This is a genomic window from Draconibacterium sp. (assembly GCF_041583095.1).
Classification (GTDB): Bacteria; Bacteroidota; Bacteroidia; order Bacteroidales; family Prolixibacteraceae; genus Draconibacterium.
Genome location: NZ_JBFHGM010000084.1, coordinates 1 through 17,198 on the forward strand (window position 1 = coordinate 1; position 17,198 = coordinate 17,198).

The 17,198-nt window shown below is 37.8% G+C and carries 19 protein-coding genes and 1 pseudogene; 3 read left to right on the plus strand and 17 right to left on the minus strand.

What is annotated here, in order from left to right; genetic code table 11:
• A pseudogene (locus ABZB17_RS09825) lies at positions 1 to 405 on the minus strand (hypothetical protein); the annotation flags it as partial.
• A 167-nt stretch (positions 406 to 572) separates the two neighbouring features.
• Here ABZB17_RS09825 and ABZB17_RS09830 point away from each other — a divergent pair.
• Positions 573 to 1,460: an AraC family transcriptional regulator gene (locus ABZB17_RS09830; protein WP_297098867.1), complete on the plus strand. Its 888-nt coding sequence runs from the start codon at positions 573 to 575 to the stop codon at positions 1,458 to 1,460.
• Between the two features lie 103 nt (positions 1,461 to 1,563).
• Here ABZB17_RS09830 and ABZB17_RS09835 read toward each other — a convergent pair whose 3' ends face one another.
• The 4 genes from ABZB17_RS09835 to ABZB17_RS09850 all read right to left on the minus strand — a co-directional run bounded on the left by ABZB17_RS09835 (position 1,564) and on the right by ABZB17_RS09850 (position 3,962).
• The gene (locus ABZB17_RS09835; RefSeq protein ID WP_297098869.1) at positions 1,564 to 1,992 is read right to left on the minus strand and encodes a DsrE family protein; all 429 of its coding nucleotides are present in this window, start codon (positions 1,990 to 1,992) and stop codon (positions 1,564 to 1,566) included.
• Positions 1,993 to 2,043: 51 nt separating this feature from the next.
• Positions 2,044 to 2,865: an alpha/beta fold hydrolase gene (locus ABZB17_RS09840; RefSeq protein WP_297098871.1), complete on the minus strand. Its 822-nt coding sequence runs from the start codon at positions 2,863 to 2,865 to the stop codon at positions 2,044 to 2,046.
• 42 nt (positions 2,866 to 2,907) lie between these two features.
• Positions 2,908 to 3,411, minus strand: coding sequence for a nuclear transport factor 2 family protein (locus ABZB17_RS09845; RefSeq protein WP_297098873.1), 504 nt, complete (start codon positions 3,409 to 3,411; stop codon positions 2,908 to 2,910).
• Between the two features lie 116 nt (positions 3,412 to 3,527).
• The gene (locus ABZB17_RS09850; RefSeq protein WP_297098875.1) at positions 3,528 to 3,962 is read right to left on the minus strand and encodes a cupin domain-containing protein; all 435 of its coding nucleotides are present in this window, start codon (positions 3,960 to 3,962) and stop codon (positions 3,528 to 3,530) included.
• A gap of 232 nt (positions 3,963 to 4,194) precedes the next feature.
• Here ABZB17_RS09850 and ABZB17_RS09855 point away from each other — a divergent pair, with 232 nt between their 5' ends.
• The gene (locus ABZB17_RS09855) at positions 4,195 to 4,530 is read left to right on the plus strand and encodes a helix-turn-helix domain-containing protein (protein WP_297098877.1); all 336 of its coding nucleotides are present in this window, start codon (positions 4,195 to 4,197) and stop codon (positions 4,528 to 4,530) included.
• Between the two features lie 99 nt (positions 4,531 to 4,629).
• Positions 4,630 to 5,055, plus strand: coding sequence for a hypothetical protein (locus tag ABZB17_RS09860; RefSeq protein WP_372649824.1), 426 nt, complete (start codon positions 4,630 to 4,632; stop codon positions 5,053 to 5,055).
• A 75-nt stretch (positions 5,056 to 5,130) separates the two neighbouring features.
• Here the strand turns inward: ABZB17_RS09860 and ABZB17_RS09865 are convergent, their stop codons facing one another.
• The 12 genes from ABZB17_RS09865 to mobC all read right to left on the minus strand — a co-directional run bounded on the left by ABZB17_RS09865 (position 5,131) and on the right by mobC (position 16,928).
• A complete protein-coding gene (locus ABZB17_RS09865) occupies positions 5,131 to 6,615 on the minus strand; it encodes a von Willebrand factor type A domain-containing protein (protein ID WP_372649826.1) in 1,485 nt (494 codons plus the stop codon).
• Positions 6,616 to 6,662: 47 nt separating this feature from the next.
• Positions 6,663 to 7,412: a hypothetical protein gene (locus ABZB17_RS09870; RefSeq protein ID WP_297098882.1), complete on the minus strand. Its 750-nt coding sequence runs from the start codon at positions 7,410 to 7,412 to the stop codon at positions 6,663 to 6,665.
• 10 nt (positions 7,413 to 7,422) lie between these two features.
• Complete coding sequence (locus ABZB17_RS09875; protein ID WP_297098884.1) at positions 7,423 to 8,706, minus strand: hypothetical protein; 1,284 nt, start codon at positions 8,704 to 8,706, stop codon at positions 7,423 to 7,425.
• Positions 8,707 to 8,829: 123 nt separating this feature from the next.
• Complete coding sequence (locus ABZB17_RS09880; RefSeq protein WP_297098886.1) at positions 8,830 to 9,231, minus strand: GFA family protein; 402 nt, start codon at positions 9,229 to 9,231, stop codon at positions 8,830 to 8,832.
• A gap of 162 nt (positions 9,232 to 9,393) precedes the next feature.
• The gene (locus ABZB17_RS09885; protein ID WP_297098888.1) at positions 9,394 to 10,092 is read right to left on the minus strand and encodes a phospholipase D family protein; all 699 of its coding nucleotides are present in this window, start codon (positions 10,090 to 10,092) and stop codon (positions 9,394 to 9,396) included.
• Between the two features lie 75 nt (positions 10,093 to 10,167).
• Positions 10,168 to 13,248 carry a type ISP restriction/modification enzyme gene (locus ABZB17_RS09890; RefSeq protein ID WP_372649829.1) on the minus strand — a complete coding sequence of 1,027 codons (3,081 nt, stop codon included), beginning with the start codon at positions 13,246 to 13,248 and terminating at the stop codon, positions 10,168 to 10,170.
• Positions 13,249 to 13,575: 327 nt separating this feature from the next.
• The gene (locus ABZB17_RS09895) at positions 13,576 to 14,007 is read right to left on the minus strand and encodes a hypothetical protein (protein ID WP_372649831.1); all 432 of its coding nucleotides are present in this window, start codon (positions 14,005 to 14,007) and stop codon (positions 13,576 to 13,578) included.
• Positions 14,008 to 14,020: 13 nt separating this feature from the next.
• Positions 14,021 to 14,485, minus strand: a complete 465-nt coding sequence (locus ABZB17_RS09900; protein WP_372649833.1) for a hypothetical protein — start codon at positions 14,483 to 14,485, stop codon at positions 14,021 to 14,023.
• A 382-nt stretch (positions 14,486 to 14,867) separates the two neighbouring features.
• On the minus strand, positions 14,868 to 15,089 hold the full coding sequence (locus ABZB17_RS09905) for a hypothetical protein (protein WP_372649835.1): 222 nt from the start codon (positions 15,087 to 15,089) through the stop codon (positions 14,868 to 14,870).
• A gap of 33 nt (positions 15,090 to 15,122) precedes the next feature.
• Entirely contained in the window at positions 15,123 to 15,506 is a 384-nt protein-coding gene (locus ABZB17_RS09910; RefSeq protein WP_372649837.1) for a hypothetical protein, read from the minus strand.
• A gap of 83 nt (positions 15,507 to 15,589) precedes the next feature.
• Positions 15,590 to 16,528, minus strand: a complete 939-nt coding sequence (locus ABZB17_RS09915; protein WP_372649839.1) for a relaxase/mobilization nuclease domain-containing protein — start codon at positions 16,526 to 16,528, stop codon at positions 15,590 to 15,592.
• Between the two features lie 22 nt (positions 16,529 to 16,550).
• Positions 16,551 to 16,928, minus strand: a complete 378-nt coding sequence (gene mobC, locus ABZB17_RS09920) for a plasmid mobilization relaxosome protein MobC (RefSeq protein ID WP_372649841.1) — start codon at positions 16,926 to 16,928, stop codon at positions 16,551 to 16,553.
• Positions 16,929 to 17,198 lie beyond the last annotated feature (270 nt).

A 17,198-nucleotide genomic window follows, 5' to 3' on the forward strand; every position in this document is an offset into this window, starting at 1 on the left:
CACGCTATACTTTTTGCGCAAAAACAGGTTCTGAAATCCTTCTCTGCCATCTGGTGTAGTTTCAAAGGTTTTTGAGAACTGACCAATGCCATGCCACATTACCAACGGGTATTCGTGTGCTTCTGCCGGTATCTGATAAAATACATAAGCATGATCGCCATGAAAAGTTTGTCCTTCAGGTGTACGTGTAATGGTATTAAACGTACCGGGATTCTCTTTTACTGTTCCTCCAACGGCAAAACTTCCCTGATCCTTAATCAGCAACAAATCGTTATTTGTTGTTGTACAAGAAGAGAAGCTTATTACAACTATAAACAGGAAATATAAATTCCATTTTTTTGCACGCTCAACAAAGGCGGCTGATGACTTCCAAACTGAATCTAAGTTGTTATAAGAATTTTCCATTTTCATTTTGTTAAAATTTCACATTACAAATGTAAGGCGTTGTAGTATAGCAATTTGTATAGAAATTACGGTATTGTGTACCATTTTTACTGAATTAGCGTTAACGAGTTTCATTGCATGATGAGAATGCTTAAATTTGATTTATTAAATAAGATGAAATGGAAAAGATGAACAGATTTGAGACGGTAACTGAATACAATATTTTTAATAATCATGAGACCTTACATCCACTGGTAAGTGTAATTGATTTCTCGAAAGCTGATCCACGGAGATTAATACGAACTTATTTTGGATTTTACTTAGTATTACTCAAAGACGTGCATTGCGGAGATTTGAGGTATGGAAAAAATACTTACGACTACCAGGAAGGTACCTTAATATTTATTGCTCCGGGACAAATTCTGGATATGGAGCCAAGTGTAGAGTTATATCAACCCAAAGGACATGGTGTAATTTTTCACCCGGATTTAATAATGGGAACTGATTTAGGACGGCATATCGAGAAATATTCCTTCTTCGATTACAATACAAATGAAGCTCTACATATTTCAGAACGTGAGCGTCAGATGATAATGGACAGTTTTGGAAAGATTAAATATGAACTGGAACATGCGGTGGATAAACACAGTAAAGAAATTATATCGGCAAATATTGAGCTACTATTGAAGTACTGTGAACGTTTCTATGATCGACAGTTTATCACCAGGGATAATGAAAACAAAGGTATTCTTGAAAAGTTTGAGCTGTTACTGAATGACTATTATTCATCGGACAAACCACAGACGCTGGGATTGCCTTCGGTAGCCTACTTTGCTGATGAACTTAATTTGTCATCCAATTATTTTGGTGATTTAATGAAGAGAGAAACCGGGAAATCCGCAAAGGAATATGTACAGATCAAAATCATCGAAATTGCCAAGAAGAAGATTTTCGAATCAGACAAAACAGCACGTGAAGTTGCCTATGAATTAGGATTTAAATATTCACAGCATTTTAGCAGAATGTTTAAAAACGAAACTGGTTATACTCCTAATGAGTATAGGAACTTGAATTGATACAACAATGAATGAAATCCATTATTGCACCAATTCACTGTACTTAACTTAAATACAAATCTGCCCCAAGTTCATCAATTTGGGTTAAAAACAAGACTTGCAATTAAAATGTTAACACACTGGTATCCGTCGCCTTTATAGCATTGGTAAGCGGTGCCCCCATAATATCTACATTTATACCAAGCCCTTTTAGCTGGTCGGTTACCCCGTACATATTGGCACAGGTAACACAGGCATTCAACTCAACTCCTTTTTCCATCATGTCTTTCAGTTTAGCCTGAACATCTTTGTTTTCGGCAACCAGTTTTGCTGATGGCCCCCAGATTATCACAGAAACTTCTTCGAAAAGTCCGAATTGTTTGGCAACTCCGGTGTACATCAGAGCTACACGTTCAGCAACCATTGGGTCGTCGCTGGTCCAAAGCACCATTAGTTTGTTTACTTCGGTTGCGGGTTTTTCCTGTGCAATGCTTGCGTTGTTTGCAACAACCATAACTGTTATTGCGAGAAAGAATACTTTTACAAATTTCATAGTTTAAAATTTTAATAATTAATGATTTTTTATTTGATCTTCAATATTTTACTAGTCGTTTAAAAACGGAGCAATACTTTCCCATACCGCAGGGAAGTTTTGCATAAACACCACATGTCCGGTGTTCGGAATAATACTCAGTTGACTGTTGGGAATCATGTTATAAGCATTAATAACGTTTGGCAACGGAGCATTCAGGTCGCGTTCGCCTGCCATTACCAGAACAGGACATTCTATGGACATAAACAACTCTTTACTTGCCTCCATGGTATTGTAAAAGCTCTCCATGTCTTTCCAGAAATCTTCGATTCGGTCTGGTTCGGGCATCAATGCCAGTTTTTCCTTCCACATATCACCTTCCGGCTTCATATCAAAAACTACTTTTCGTAATCCGGGTATTTGTTCGCCTGCACCAATGGCAATTAGCTTTTTTACCCGGTCGGGGTACATGCTTGCAACCTTATAGCCAGTGTATGCACCATCACTAAAACCGAGCAGAGTAACACTGCCGCCGGTAACTGCATTAACCACTGCCATTACATCGTTGGCTTTTAACTCGTAGGTTATTTTAGCAGTACCTATTTCTGATTTGGTATGACCACGCGTAGCCATGGCAATTACCTGGTAATTCTGATTTAGTTTTTCAATAAAACCAGCCATTTCATCAATCGATCCCATTATTCCACCATGCAACAAAATAATAGGTTCGCCACTGCCATAAACTTCGTAATACAGTTTTGCATCGCCTGCCTGCACATAATGTCCGGCATCGGGATTGTTACCGTATGATGTTCTTTGGATTTGTTGTGCCTTACCAGATAAGGAAAGCATAACAACCAGATTTATAAGAAAGATTAATTTTTTAATTCTCATAGCTATATATTTTTTACTGATTTGAGATTGCGTAATCGAATTTTAAAATCCTTCCCTTTCTCCGTTTTTTGGCATGCCGGAATAATGTACATGGACAATTCTCCATTCTTCTCCAATCTTTTTCAATACCTGTGTTTCCCGACCTTTGCTTTGCATTGATTCCGGATTCTCTCCACTAAAGACAGCATCATAAATCCAGTAAAACTCAACTACTGCCATGTCGCCGTAAAGCTGAATAGTTTCATTATAACTTTTTAAATCGCGTTTGGAAAAACGGCTTCCAAACATTCCATAGATACCGGATTTGATTTCTTCCCAGCCTTTTTCATGCCCTTTTGGGTGTATAAAACTAACTTCCGTAGTTGTTAACCAAAAAGTTGCTGCCAGTGTTGTATCGGCCAGGTTAATGGACTTTTTGTACGCTTCAATTATGCTTTTTATGGCCGCTGTATCTTTTTGTTGTTTATCAATGGCACTTGCTTTATGCACATTAAAAACAGTAGCCACTAATATTGATACTACGAAAACAAACAATCCTTTTTTCATATTTATAAGTTTATGAGATTTTAAAACAGCTTTTACAGAAATCAGAAGAAGAACTTTTCCAAAGTTTGAAACTTTGGAAAAGTTCTTCTGTCGTTTTTAAAATGGTGTTCCTTCTACTACTTATCGTAAACACCATTCACTTCCCCACTAATCACCATTATTTTATTGAAATCGGGAAGATGAACTACTTCCGGAAGACTGGTTGTTCCAAAATCGATATAAACGAGTTTCTCGTTTTCCGATTTATTCAACACTACATGCGCTCCTTTTTCACCGGTTGGGAATCCAATAACATCGCCAGCTTTTACAGTTATTTCTCCATCGATTGTACGAACCACACCGGTTCCACTGATGAAGTAAAAAACTTCTTCGTTGCTTTCATGGTAATGATAACCGTAAGCGTAATTTCCGGGATCTACCTCCACAAAATTGGCTCTGCACTTTGAAGTCTCTTCGTCAGGAATAATGTTTTTCTGGGTAAACTGATTTCCGTCACGGTCGATAAGCTGACCTTCCAAAGTTTCTACATTTTTAACTATCAAATTTTTCATAACATCATTATTTTTTATTGTTTGAATACTTCAAAATTCGGCATCCGGCTACACATGTGCAAACAGGTTCGTTACCTAACCTAGAGGTTAGAATTGCAGATTATCAGACATTTACAACCTGAAAATATTTTTAAAAAAGTTAATCTTTTCACAAATGGTAACATTCATTTAGTCCTTTTACTCTCCAAAAGAGATTATTGGTTAGTTTTGTGATGAATTAAAAACAGTAATTATGCGTAAATTAGATCCGCTTTACCCAACCTGCCCCATCCGAAATGTTATAAACCGAATGAGTGATAAATGGTCGCTATTAATTTTAGGTACGCTTAATCAGAATGGTATTATGCGGTATAAGGAATTAAACAAATCCATTCCGGATATTTCTCAGAAAATGCTTTCGAGTACACTGAAACGTCTGGAGGAGGATAAATTAATCAACAGGAAAATGTATGCAGAAATTCCTCCACGTGTTGAATATTCGCTTACTAAAACCGGCAAGGAATTTATGCCAGCTGTTGATATGATGGTGAGCTGGGCGTTGAAGAATTTTGACGTGATTGTTAGTTGATAAGCTAATTAAATAACAATTTTCAGGAATATAATTGCTGTTATCTCAGATATAAAAAAATTAGCTTACTTTAATCCCAGTATTACCAATTAAGAAATAATGTTGTCTTCAAGTGAGAATCTTCATATCATTGAAAGTTTAGGATTAATAATTGTTTCCCACAATAATTTACTCGATCAGCAAAGTGTTGAAAGAGTAATTACTGATTTAAAAAGCAATCCATTTTTCCGAAAGGAATATTCCATCTTAATTGATATCAGAAAAGCAAATACAGGGTTAAACTTTGCAGAAATTGAAGATCTTAGCCACTTTGTATTTGATAAAATTGATGATACGGGATTAAATAAATTTGCCATCCTTACTTCCGAATCATTGCTCAATAAAGCGGTACAGTATGTTCGAAGCTATAAACATTCTTCAAAATACCAGGTCTTTTCCGCACTGGAACCAGCACTGCACTGGCTAAAGGTTCCGCAGGACAGAAAGTCACAAATTGATTTGAAATTAAGCTATTTAAATCAATAAAATGAGCAGAATTATAAAGAGAAATATATAGGATCAATTCACAAATTCGGACTAACCTCGTATAGGTGGACAATACTATTCCTGCCAGTCAGATACCAACCCTATAAACTCCTGTCGATATCCGAATGGATCGAAAGAAACCGAATTTTCGAGCAGGTCAAGAACCAATTTTTTCGAGGCGGTTCCTTTGTATTCTGATTGTTTCATTACAAGTCCCAATCCACCAACAGCAGCAGCAAATTTCATGTTCTCTGATGATGCAGCGATATCTTGTGCGGTGCCATTTACTTCGTGCATTATCAATTGGCTTTCGCTTGCGTTTGGCTTTTTATACCTAAAATCGAATTGTGCAAATTTTTCATTCATTGTTCCATCAGTAAGCACCAGTTCGTAAAGCGCTGTAATGGTTTGCGAAGAACCTATTTCTCCGGCATCGGTTGAATCGTTTTCAAAATCTTCATTTTCCAGACTTCGGTTCTCGTAACCAATAAGGCGGTAAGAGTCAACCCTGTTTTCATTAAATGTCAACTGTATTTTTGAATCTTTTGCGACCGTGAAGAATTTACCAAATTCGTGTGTAAACACTTTTTGTATCTGATTGGCATTGTCGATGTATTCGTAATTACCATTTCCTTTATTGGCAATTTGCTCCATCATATGGTCGTTCAGGTTTCCACTTCCAACACCCAGTACAGTTAAATAAATTCCCGATTCGCGTTTTTCTTCAATCAATTCAACCAACTCATCGGTTGACGACGGACCAACATTAAAATCTCCGTCAGAACCTAAAATCACCCGGTTGTTGCCATCCTGAATGTAGTTTTCTTCTGCAATATCGTAAGCCGTTAATATTCCGGCTGCACCTGCAGTAGAACCACCGGCACCAAGTTTATTTATTGCTTCTTTAATTTTATCCTTCTCATCTCCATATGTCGAAGGGAGTAATACACCGGCCTCTCCGGCATAGGTAACAATTGCAATTTTATCCTGGTCCTTTAAGTTATCTGTCATGGTTTTAAATCCCGACTTAAGAATACCTAGTTTCTCCGGGGAATTCATCGAGCCGGAGACATCGATTAAAAAAACATAGTTCGAATTTGGCAGTTCATTCTCAGGAATGGTTTTTCCCTTCATTCCTAAACGCATAAGATAATGATCCGTATTCCAAGGGCAACTTGCTATTTCAGAATTCAACGATACATTTTCACCACTTGTCGGTTCAGCGTAATCGAAAGTAAAATAATTGAGGTATTCTTCAATTCGTACCGAAGCTTTAGGTGGCGTTTGACCTAAATATAAGAAGCGTCTCATATTCGCATACGATCCGCCATCGGCATCAACCGAGAATGTAGAAATCGGTTGATCACTAACTTTTATGAAAGGATTTTCTTCATAGTCATTGTAGTTTTCGCGATAGCTGTCCTCATAGTTGTCCTGACCTGAATCCATTAAAGCGGCAAGGTACATTTCATTGTATTTGACATCACTAGTTTCATCTTCAGTGCAAGCATTAAATAGGAACAAAAGTAAAACTGCGGCGGAGAATAGCTTTGTTTTCATAGTGTTTGTGTTTATTTATAATTGTTAATATAAATTCGAACAATATCTTACCGAAACATAATGGCGACACCAAACGAAAGCCGGTTGAGATCCTCTTTGTGCTCCCACTCATCAAACTGATTATTGCCGTAATCCTTTCGTGCTGTGGATTTTGTTTTCTGATGCCGGTATGCCGCCGTAAATAATAAATCGCTGTTTTCGTTTAACGGCACTTTTACTCCTACTTCGGGATTAAACATTAAGCCTCCATAATTCCGAAGTTCGCAATCGGTAATACTATAAGGAGACCAATCCAAATAGAGTTCATCGTAGTGTTTGGCTTTAAAACTCCCAAATGAATGTCCTCCTTTGAGTACGATAAACGGAGAAATTTTATCATCCCAGAATGTGTAACGTAATTCTGCAAAAAGCGGATAGAGATTGTGATCAAAAATTTCAAATCCAACTCCAACTCCGGCCGCCCAATGTTCGTTGAACATATAGCCATTGGTAATGGTGAATGAAGGAATAGCCGTAAGTTCGCTGTGGGTATTTGCCTGAGTAGATATATTGGCATAATCGATCAGCGGATACGCATCATAATCATAGGGTTGGTAATAAATTACCTGATCGGTTACCTGCTTGTTACCAAATAAAAGGCTGAATTGCATTAAATTATAATATCCTTTTGCTTTTCTGTTAGTAAGAATGCTTTGACTTGCATCATTTTTTAGATTGGTATTCAGCTCATTTACAGGTTGAGCAAAACTACTGAGTGCGAACATAAACGATAAAGTGATCAGACAAATCTTTTTCATAAGCAGTATTTTATGGGATTAGTTTTATATTTTCAAGATTACTAATATCATACAGAAATAATCCTTGTGCATTTGCTACGGCCAGCACATTTCCGTCCTTCGACCAACAGGTTCCGGAAATATCAGAGTAGTTGGTAACAAGCTGAAGTTCGTCTTCTGCTGGAATGTATACCGCTAGTTCGTTGCCAAGAGTAATTAAATGGTTTTCAACTCTGAATATTGATGTGGCATTTGTTGGTATTTCATAATCTACATATCTTTCCATGTAGGCTGATTCATTGCTTTTATATCCACCCCATATTGATTGACCTGACAAAACGTAGAAAACCTGCATACCAGGTAAATAAGTAATATCTATTGGTCTGAACGTGGGAAAATACAGATGATAACTTACCGGGTATCTTTCATCATAAACCATACAATCCGAATAACCTCTGGCGCCATTAGTTTCAACACCCAAAATAAAAACCAGACTGTCCTGAAAGAACATTCGTACCGGGTAAGCATTTGAATAGTAGTAAGGAGGAGCATAATTTCCCCATGGCTCGGTCCATAAATCTTCTTCCCTTGAACTAAAAGCTCCCGACCGATATGCACAGATAGCCCAACTATTGTAACTGCCGTAACTGCGTATTTCTTCCAAGCCCAGCTGTATCATTCCAATATATGGCTTGTCAAAAACAGGTTGTTCTGTAAACCAGAAATCAGGAATTTCTTTAGTTGTCAAACTATCGTAGAGCTTATCGTATTCTCCAAAATCAAGATTGGGATCCTTTTCTGTTACCACTCCAGTAAGTTCATGCCTCTCTGATCCAACAATAAGTCCTTTCCCCTCTTCATAGGGAATATTCCATCCAGTTTTATAGCTTGTGAAGTGGTTAAAATAATTCTCTTCCCGATGTAAAAGAGTTGCCTGAAGCGGTTCGCTTACATCAAGAATTACCAAGTCTACAAGATTGTTACAATAAAAAAGGTTCCCGGCAATTTCAAAGTCTTTTATATACTTGCACTCAATAAAACACTGATAACTTAAACTCTCCCCATTCTTTTCATAAACGTGAACTCCTTTGAGTAACTCACCTACGAAATAGTAGTTATCATTTGAAACAATTTTAAAAGGAGATTCCTGGGGTGATTCAGCTTTTACCTGTATTTTTCCAACTTCACCCATATCCAGATAAACCGGATAATCTTTCGATTGAGTAATTATTTTCGAGTATCGATAAATATCTTCATACTCATCCTCACATCCAACTAAAAAAACAATTAAGAACAAATACAAGAGCTGTTTCATAAGGTTACGTTATTAGTTGAGTTCTGATATTTAAAGAGATAGATGAATTTTAGTTCGAACAGGTTGCGTACATAATGTTATTTTTTGAAAACAGGCCGACGAGATGCGGTATTTATTGCTGAATTAGTCGGGCAAACGTTCAAACCTTTTTATTTCCTCCAGCGCCTCATCCCAAGCCGCTTTACTGGAAATAAACAGATGGGCATCGGGTCGTTTATTCAATGCACTATCCAAACATCCGGCCGGAACCACCAAAAGTTTACCATTCATTTGTAGGTTGGGTAATGCCGAACCGCATGTTGCACAAAAAGCTTTGGCATGATTGGTTTCGGGCAGCTGAAAAACCCGGATTTTGGTTTCCGTTTTTATCCATTCCAACCTAGCACTTGTTGAAAATAAATTGGCGGCATGCGCCGATCCGGTATCTTTCCGGCAATAGCTGCAATGACACAAATAAAAACTTTCGAAATCGCCAACAACTTTAAATTGAACTGCTTTGCACAAACAAGATCCGTAGTATTCCATATTGTTATTAATCTTTGTTCCGATTTAGTTGTTCTTCCAATCTTACTATTTTCTTCCTATTTGTTTTCAACAGGACACGAAAGGATTCGCGCGACAGCGAGGATGATGGCGCCGCTGCTTTTTTAATCCGGGCTGGCACTATTCTTTTACTGATACCGCCCTCTATTTCTCAAATTTTCTGTAGCAATTATAACAAACTGGTTTTAGCATTGAGGTATTCTCAAATTCGCCGCAACTGTGGCAAACATTCTCTTCATACTCGGGATTCTCAAATTGAGCCCACGTTGAAAAACATTCCCAACAATATGGTCTTTCAATGTCGTAAGGGATTCGTGTCTCACAACGGATGCAATAACCTCTTTTGTTCTTTTTGTTTTCAGATTTATTCTCTGTTGAGTTTTTCTCATTAAAAAACTGGCGGTTTGTGCGAGCAAGTTGAATTACCTCTGATGACTGGATTATTGATTTGGTTTCGTTAACAGCCTTTTCATAAAGGTTTGAATCATCTTCTTTTGTAATGCGAACTCCCATCTCACGGTTATTCTTCTCCGAAAATTCATACATATTCATGGAAGTTATTACCATATCACTTTCGTTGTAATAACATTTTGCGTGCAAGTTCTCAAAGAAATATAACTCAACATTTAATTCGGCAAGCGAGTTGCGCTCATTTGGCTTTAAATCGTCTTTGCCATAAATTATTACAATTTTTACTTTTCTATTCGAAGCGTCTTTTAATCTTTCAAAAAAGGTTTTAGATAGTTGAAGGTAAGGAGAAACCAATGTAAGCTCCCTTTTCGACTCTATGATAATATTTTCTATCCAGTAAGAAATTCCGTTGGTTGTTAAAAATTCTGCCATGGTTAATTATTAGAAATTAGGTTTGAGTTTTAATCGTATGTATTTGTTTTCAGTTCTTAAATCTTTGGGAATTATTTATTCCACTCCAACCAAATCAATCTCTTTCATCAACCGGCCGGTTTCGGTGAGGGCTACTATTATTTTTTGGTAGTGTTCAATATCGTGGAATGTTAGTGTGCGGCCTTTGCGGTCTTTTAGCCATTTTTGTGCAGGCTGGTAGCCGCCAATATAAAATTCCCAGGCACTTTGCGGCACATTGGCAAAATATTGGGTGCTGTTAATGTATACATCGCCTAAATAATCGGGGTGTTCTTCGCCCGGAGGCGTGCAGTCATAATCATACATTTTAAACACGGGTTTATCTACCTCGTTGGTACCGGCCTCGGGGTAAGTGGTTATGGCTTGCTCTACCAAACGGCTTTCGAGCAAATGTATTTCGCGCAGTTGACCACCCAATTCTGTTAAGTGCCAAAAGTGTTGTTTGTTTTTGGGGTATGGCACCCGCGGAAAATCAATTTTTAAAAACTCTTTGTATTTGGCGCGGTAGGCAGGCGAATGCAGCACCGCATAAATATAATCAAGTATTTCGATGGGCGCAAAAGTAAACTCGCCGTCTTCTACCTCGGGTGTAAACGTTAAGCCGGTGGCTTTGGCTATTTGCTGTACTATTTTGGCATTTAGGTTGGGGATGCGCTCTTGTTGCTGATCAAATATCTCTTGTTCACCATGTCTATTAAAATATCTATACAAAGGAGCAGTATAACCATTAGCAAATGCAGTGCCTAGTAAGTGTAAGTCAATCATTTTGTTTGAAATGAAAATAGTATTAAAACTATTACCAGGAAAAGACCTCTCAAATACTATTGCATAATTATCTTTGTTCACTATGTGTTCTGAAACCTTTTCTCTAGGATATGCATGAAATCCCTTAGACTTACCAGTATAATATGTGTATCTTTTGTCAAAGGGTCGATATGCAATCTCAATTAACTCAGGTGAATTATTTTTTAAATCATTTTGAGCATTAATAATTTTCCAATCCCTTCCATCTTTCTTTTCAGCGTACACCTTTCTAAAATTATCAGGCTCAAGATTTATTAAATCATCTTTAGTCCGTTGTATTATCTCTTTGTCAAAGCTTATTACTAAAGAATCCCTTTCGGTTTTAATACCAGTAGCGTAAGTTTCAAAAAGTTCATTAATCTTTATCCCCTTTGAATATTTTTTTTCGAGAGAAAAATCTTTAGGAGAAAAGAAATAGTTAGGTTTAATTGGATTCAGTTTTGTAAAATCAACTTGCGCTAAACTATGTGAATTAAGGAAATCATACTTAATTGATCTATCTCCCCATACGTCGTAATGATATACTTCACAATTATTTTTATTATTTGTTTTTTTGATCATAAGGATAATAGCCACCCCCTGCTGAATATCAAATACGTTTTTATCTGGGTTCCCTTCTGGTGTAAGTTCTTTCCTTAGAGCACTACCGTGTAGATCCAATATATATATTAAATCAAAAGATTCCATTATTTGCTTTCTGAACTGACGATGAATTAAACCATCTATATATCCATTGTTAGAAATAAATGCCAAGACTCCTTCATTATTCTTTTGTAGCAAAAATTGGCTAAAACGGAAGAATTTTAGATAATCATCAGACAACGGATTTATATTCTTTTCATTTAGGTCCCTTTTATAGTCTACCATTAACTTTTCAATCCATTCTGACTTATTAGAACTACTGACACTGTATGGTGGATTACCAATAATGCACATTACTGGTGTATCGCGTTTAATGTGGTTGGCTTCGTTGACTTCGTTGCTTAGCCAGTTGGCCCACAGGGTTCCGGTGTCGGGGTGGTGTTTTTCGAGGCTGTTGGTAAGGTAAATGTTAAAACGTTTGGTACCACCCCGCCCTGCCTGAGGGGAAATTTTGTAGCCGGTATCGTGCAACAACATATCGAGTTTTAGGTGTGCCATGGCGTAGGATGCCATTAGCAGCTCGAAACCATTAAGGCGCGGAATAAGGTGCTCGTCGACATAGGCACTCCAGGCTCCCTGCATACTTATAAACTTTTTGTGGTAAATGTGTTTTACCACTTCGGCCAAAAAGGTTCCGGTTCCGGTGGCGGGGTCGAGCACCTGTACTTTGTGCACCTCCAACTCCTGCATTTTTTTACTGCCCTGCACGGGCACTTTTATTTTTGTTTTTGCGGTGTCGGCCAAACCCTGTGGCAGGTCGAACTCGGTTTTTAGTATATCGTCTACGGCGCGTACAATAAAATTCACCACCGGCTCGGGGGTGTACCACACACCGCGCGCTTTACGCAGTTTGGCATCGTACTCGGCCAAAAAGGTTTCGTAAAAATGAATAATGGGATCTTGTGTTTGTGTGCTTCGGCCAAAGTTATGCAGCAGGGCATCAAGGTTTACCGCCCTAAAAACCAGTGCCAGGTTATCAACCGTGCGTTTTATCCGTTCGTCGATATCGGGACCGGCAATGTAGGTAAACAGTTTTTTCAGAAAAGGATTGGTTTTGGGTATCAACTCGGCAGCCTCGTAGCGGCTAAAGTCTTCGGGTGTTTGGTCGTGGTAACGCGCGGCAAACATTCCGTAGGCCAGAGTTTGCGCATAAATGTCGGCAAATCCTTTTGGTGTGAGGTCGTGTATCAGTATGTTTTTAAACGATTCGTACTGATCGTTTAGCGTTGAGTTTTCGTCGTTTTCGTTGTCGGCAGTAAGTGCGCGCTCAACAATATTTTGCAACAGACGCGCTTTGGCCGCCATCATACCGGCCAGTTTTTTCCCCGAGCGTATGGTCTGCCCTACGTAGGTACAAAAATCGCGCACCAGGTTTTCGAAACCGGTAAAGTTATCAGGCAGGGGCTTAATGCTGTCTCCGTCAATTTCGCCAATGCGTATTTCGTGTACAAGCTCGCCCTCTTTAAAAAACCGGAACCAGAGGTAGTCGGTAATTATCAGGTTGTCGAGTGCGTTTTTATAGCGGGTAAACTGCTCCTTGTATTGTTTGCCGTTCAGGTCTTTGCCAATGTCTTTGGCTTCGATATAACCAACGGGTATTTTACCCTTTGTAATTACATAATCGGGGTTCCCGCAATCGGTAACTTTCGATGGTTCGTTGGTTATTTCCACTTCGGCAACCAATGTGCGGATAAGGTTTTCCTAGTCGCCACGATAGCTGTGTTCGCTTGATATGCCCGATTGAAAACGATTGTTGAGAACGGCTAAATATTCGGAGACAGTCATAATTATGGGTTCTGATTTTTTACGAATGCCCAATTTAGCAATTATTTCGTGATTATGGATTTATGTAAAGTGGAATATTAAGGGGTATTCTTTTTAACCTTTCTTATCAGATCCGGATATGCAACAAAAAGCTACCGGTCACAAATTGCCATCTATATGGAGAAACCAATTTTATTCCTTTTTAAGGATGGGAATATGTTAACAGGACTGCTATTATTGTTTTTTAAATTGATACCTATAAAATCCAATTCCCTTATGGGCAGAAATTATGATTTCGGAATTAGCTGCTTTGATATCATATTCTCCGTCTAAAACTAAGTTACTGTCAAAGTCAGCATACCATCCATTCTCATCAATAAAAATGATTTTATTTCCCTTTATCTCAAAATTTCCACTGCCTCCTGCAGGTATGTGGTTATCGCCACTCGAACACGAATAATTTCCATTTTCAAATACGATGGTTACTTCATTCGAAAGCTCCATTTCGTCATAGAAAATAGGATCTTCGGAATACTCAACAGTAAAGGTGCCTATATAAACACCTTGTAAGTTTGAAATGGAAAGTTCTTCTTCTTTGCTGCAGCTTACAAAACACAGAATAATAAGTGCTAAGGTGACATTCTTTACTTTTAAACGGTATCTCATAATTGTCTGGTTCTTATTCAACCAATATTTGATATACTCCACTGTGTTCATTCAGTTCAAAATCCAAACCGTCTATTTCTATTTCATTGTACCTTGTATAAGCACAGCAATTTTCATTGATTACTTCGGCATCGACAAACAATGTAAAGAGATGTTCCGTTGAACTTTCAATAGAATAATTAGCGATCTGGTTTTCCCAACCGATGGTGTGAATTCGAATAATATTTGCATCGTTTTCATCGATAAAATCAAAATCAATATTGCTTTGGTCATCAAGATTTATAACCTTAATGTCATCAGCGTTTAAAACCCCTGTAGTAAAAAGATTTTCTCCTGATGTTTTATCAACCAATTCAAAATAAAATGGCGACGGAGGAGTAAAACAATCGATACCATCACAATTGTTGTTATCATTGTTATCGCACGACCAAGCTGTAATTGCAAAAATGAAAACTAGATAGATTAGTGGTTTTCTCATAATTATTTTTTTGGGTAAGATTTTCTATTATGATTGTTTTGTTGAGGTTCGGGTTGCGTAGCTTTACAATTAAATACAAGGTTTCTTTACTCTTACTCACCCGTAAAACTTATTATATGCGGCGTTCCAAAAGCAGAACCATCGCACTTATTTCTTACCTCTCTGATTTTATGCCTTATTTATTCAAGTATTGTCCAATTGAAAAATCTAAAAAACATGATTCAAATCGAAAGTACCATTCGATAGATTTTTTAGATCGTATTTATAACCAAATTTAATCTTAAAATAATTATATTTATAATAGATGATCGTTCTGATCATCTGTGTGTTTGGGGGTTAACATTGAAAGAGCCATTATTGAATGGCTCTTTTTAATTTATACTTAATCATCCATCCAGTCAATAATAGTACCATCGCACGCGGGAGCATTCGGACAATAAATATATTCATCACCCTGCTCGTCTGCATATACTTTATAGTTCCCTACTACTATTATTTCGCCGCAATGAAGACACCTTTTTCTGTCCGACACCTCGGGGATATCCTCAAAAATGTAATTCTCGTCCAGGTATTTTTGTTTGTCTTTAATTTCTATTTCTTTCATTGGTTTGGTACTTATTATTTTATTATCTATTCATTACATATACTTCCAGATATTATTTCGTTTTAATACAGAAAGCCGTTGAAGTTTATTAAAATACTTTTGCCATAGATCCTCTCTTGGTTCCGCATGATTAACCGGATTTGTTCCATCGTCATACAAAAACAAGCGGATTATTTCACCATTTTTATCGCGCTGAACAGCATGGTCTTCGTCAGCTAATTCCAACAGTAAATGATCCGGAATATTTTCATATCCGGTATAAACAGGAAGATCAAGATAGCTTAATCCCGGAAGGCCTTTAATATCCTCACTATTATAACCTAGTGGTAAATATTCCCGGCTAAAGGCCATCCACTCGTTGTTTTTGTTTTTTGCAATACCGTAAGGTAAGTTAATTCTAAAAAAATCTGATAACATAATCTTTGGTTTTTAATCATTGATATTCAGTTGTTCTTATCGTAAAAAATCGAGAATAGCCTTCGGGCATCCCGAAATTTCTGTCAGAAGCGTTTTCCTCGTTTCTTTTTTCGGGTTTTATATTTAGTCTTCGGATTTTCCTTATGCCATTTACTGTGTTCCACCAAGCGGTTCAGATCTCTGGCTACTAATCCGACTGATCTCAAATCAACTTCCGACATATCTGGCTTCTTCTGTTGTTGTGATTGTTGTTTTTCAATCAATTCTTGTTCGGCCAACCTGTTTTCTTTGGAATAAAACTTCGGTTTATTTTTAAACTTCGACAAGCGAATGGGATAGCGCGCCGGTTTTCCATCATCGCCCAAAACCACAACAATATGGCCTCTTCCCGATTTTTGAACCTCTACCTTAAAAGATAACAAAGCCTGGTCATACAATTCTTTTGTAGTGAGTTCATCCTTTTCATTCAGGTGCTTAAACAAGTTCTCCAGGTTCTCTTTAATGTTTCTGCTGCGTGCCGAGAAACGAAAGTTAACCTCCTGTGGTTTTTCTTTCAGGGGCAAATCGTATTTCTCCTCCAGTTGATGCAAAAAGCGTTGCATCTTCAGCCGCTCAAAATTGTCCTTTATCTTTTGATGTGTTAGACAATCAATTCGTGTAGATACCACATGAAAATGAACACGTTCCAAATCTTCGTGACGGTACACAAAATAAGGCTGATGACCATAGCCCATGTGCTCCATCATATTTTCAATTTCCTGTTTAATGGTGGCATCGTTAAGTATCCTATAATCTTCAGTTGACGGGTTAAACGAAACATGAAAACACTTATTCCATGCCCGAGGATTTTCCTCTTCAATATCCAGCAAGATCTTCAGGCGATGATGCTCATCGTAGTTAAACGGATTGGCCGACTTGGTATTTTTAAAATGGAAAAGTGTGGCAACTCCTTCGTTTACTTTCTTTTCGTTATACATCATTACATTATCGGTATAAGCACTCTTATGCATCACAATTACCATATGCTAACACTTGAATAAGAAATTATCGGATCAGGTCCATGTATTTTTGAAGGGAGGAAAAACACTTTTTAAGTTCCTGTTGTACCCTGTCAAGTGTATGGCGGTCGGCAGCTGTGAGCTCATTGTTCTTTTTCGCATTTATCTGTTTTGCCACCTGGTTGAGATTCACACCAATTTTATTCAGATTAAAATCCAGGCTTTTGATCAGGGTGGTAAATTCGGGGGAGACTTCTATCTTTTTAATTTCACGATGACGCAGAACCTTTGCCCGAAAAAAATTACTCAGGTTTTTATAGCCTTCCTTTTTACAACGGTCGCGGAGTAATTTCTTTTCCAGGGGAGTAAAACGAACACGAACAGCTTCTGTTTTTTTTACTCTCGGATTTCTGTATCGTGACATGGCTTATAAATTTTAACTGTTAAGACCTTAATTCGCAGAATTAATCCAGCTTTTAATCGCCAGATTAAAAGTCCCTGCCGGATAGGCACAAGCGATTTTGTGAAACAAAATCACATCTTGCCACCCCCTCCCCCACCAGCTATAGCAAGGATTTCGGGCTTGAGAGAAGAAAGAGAAACAGGCTTGGCTGTTTCCCTTTCAAAATTCAAATCAACCGGATTGAGGCTAACCAACTTTTTGTTTAGCCCCTTTTGTTTTTGTCTGTTTTTC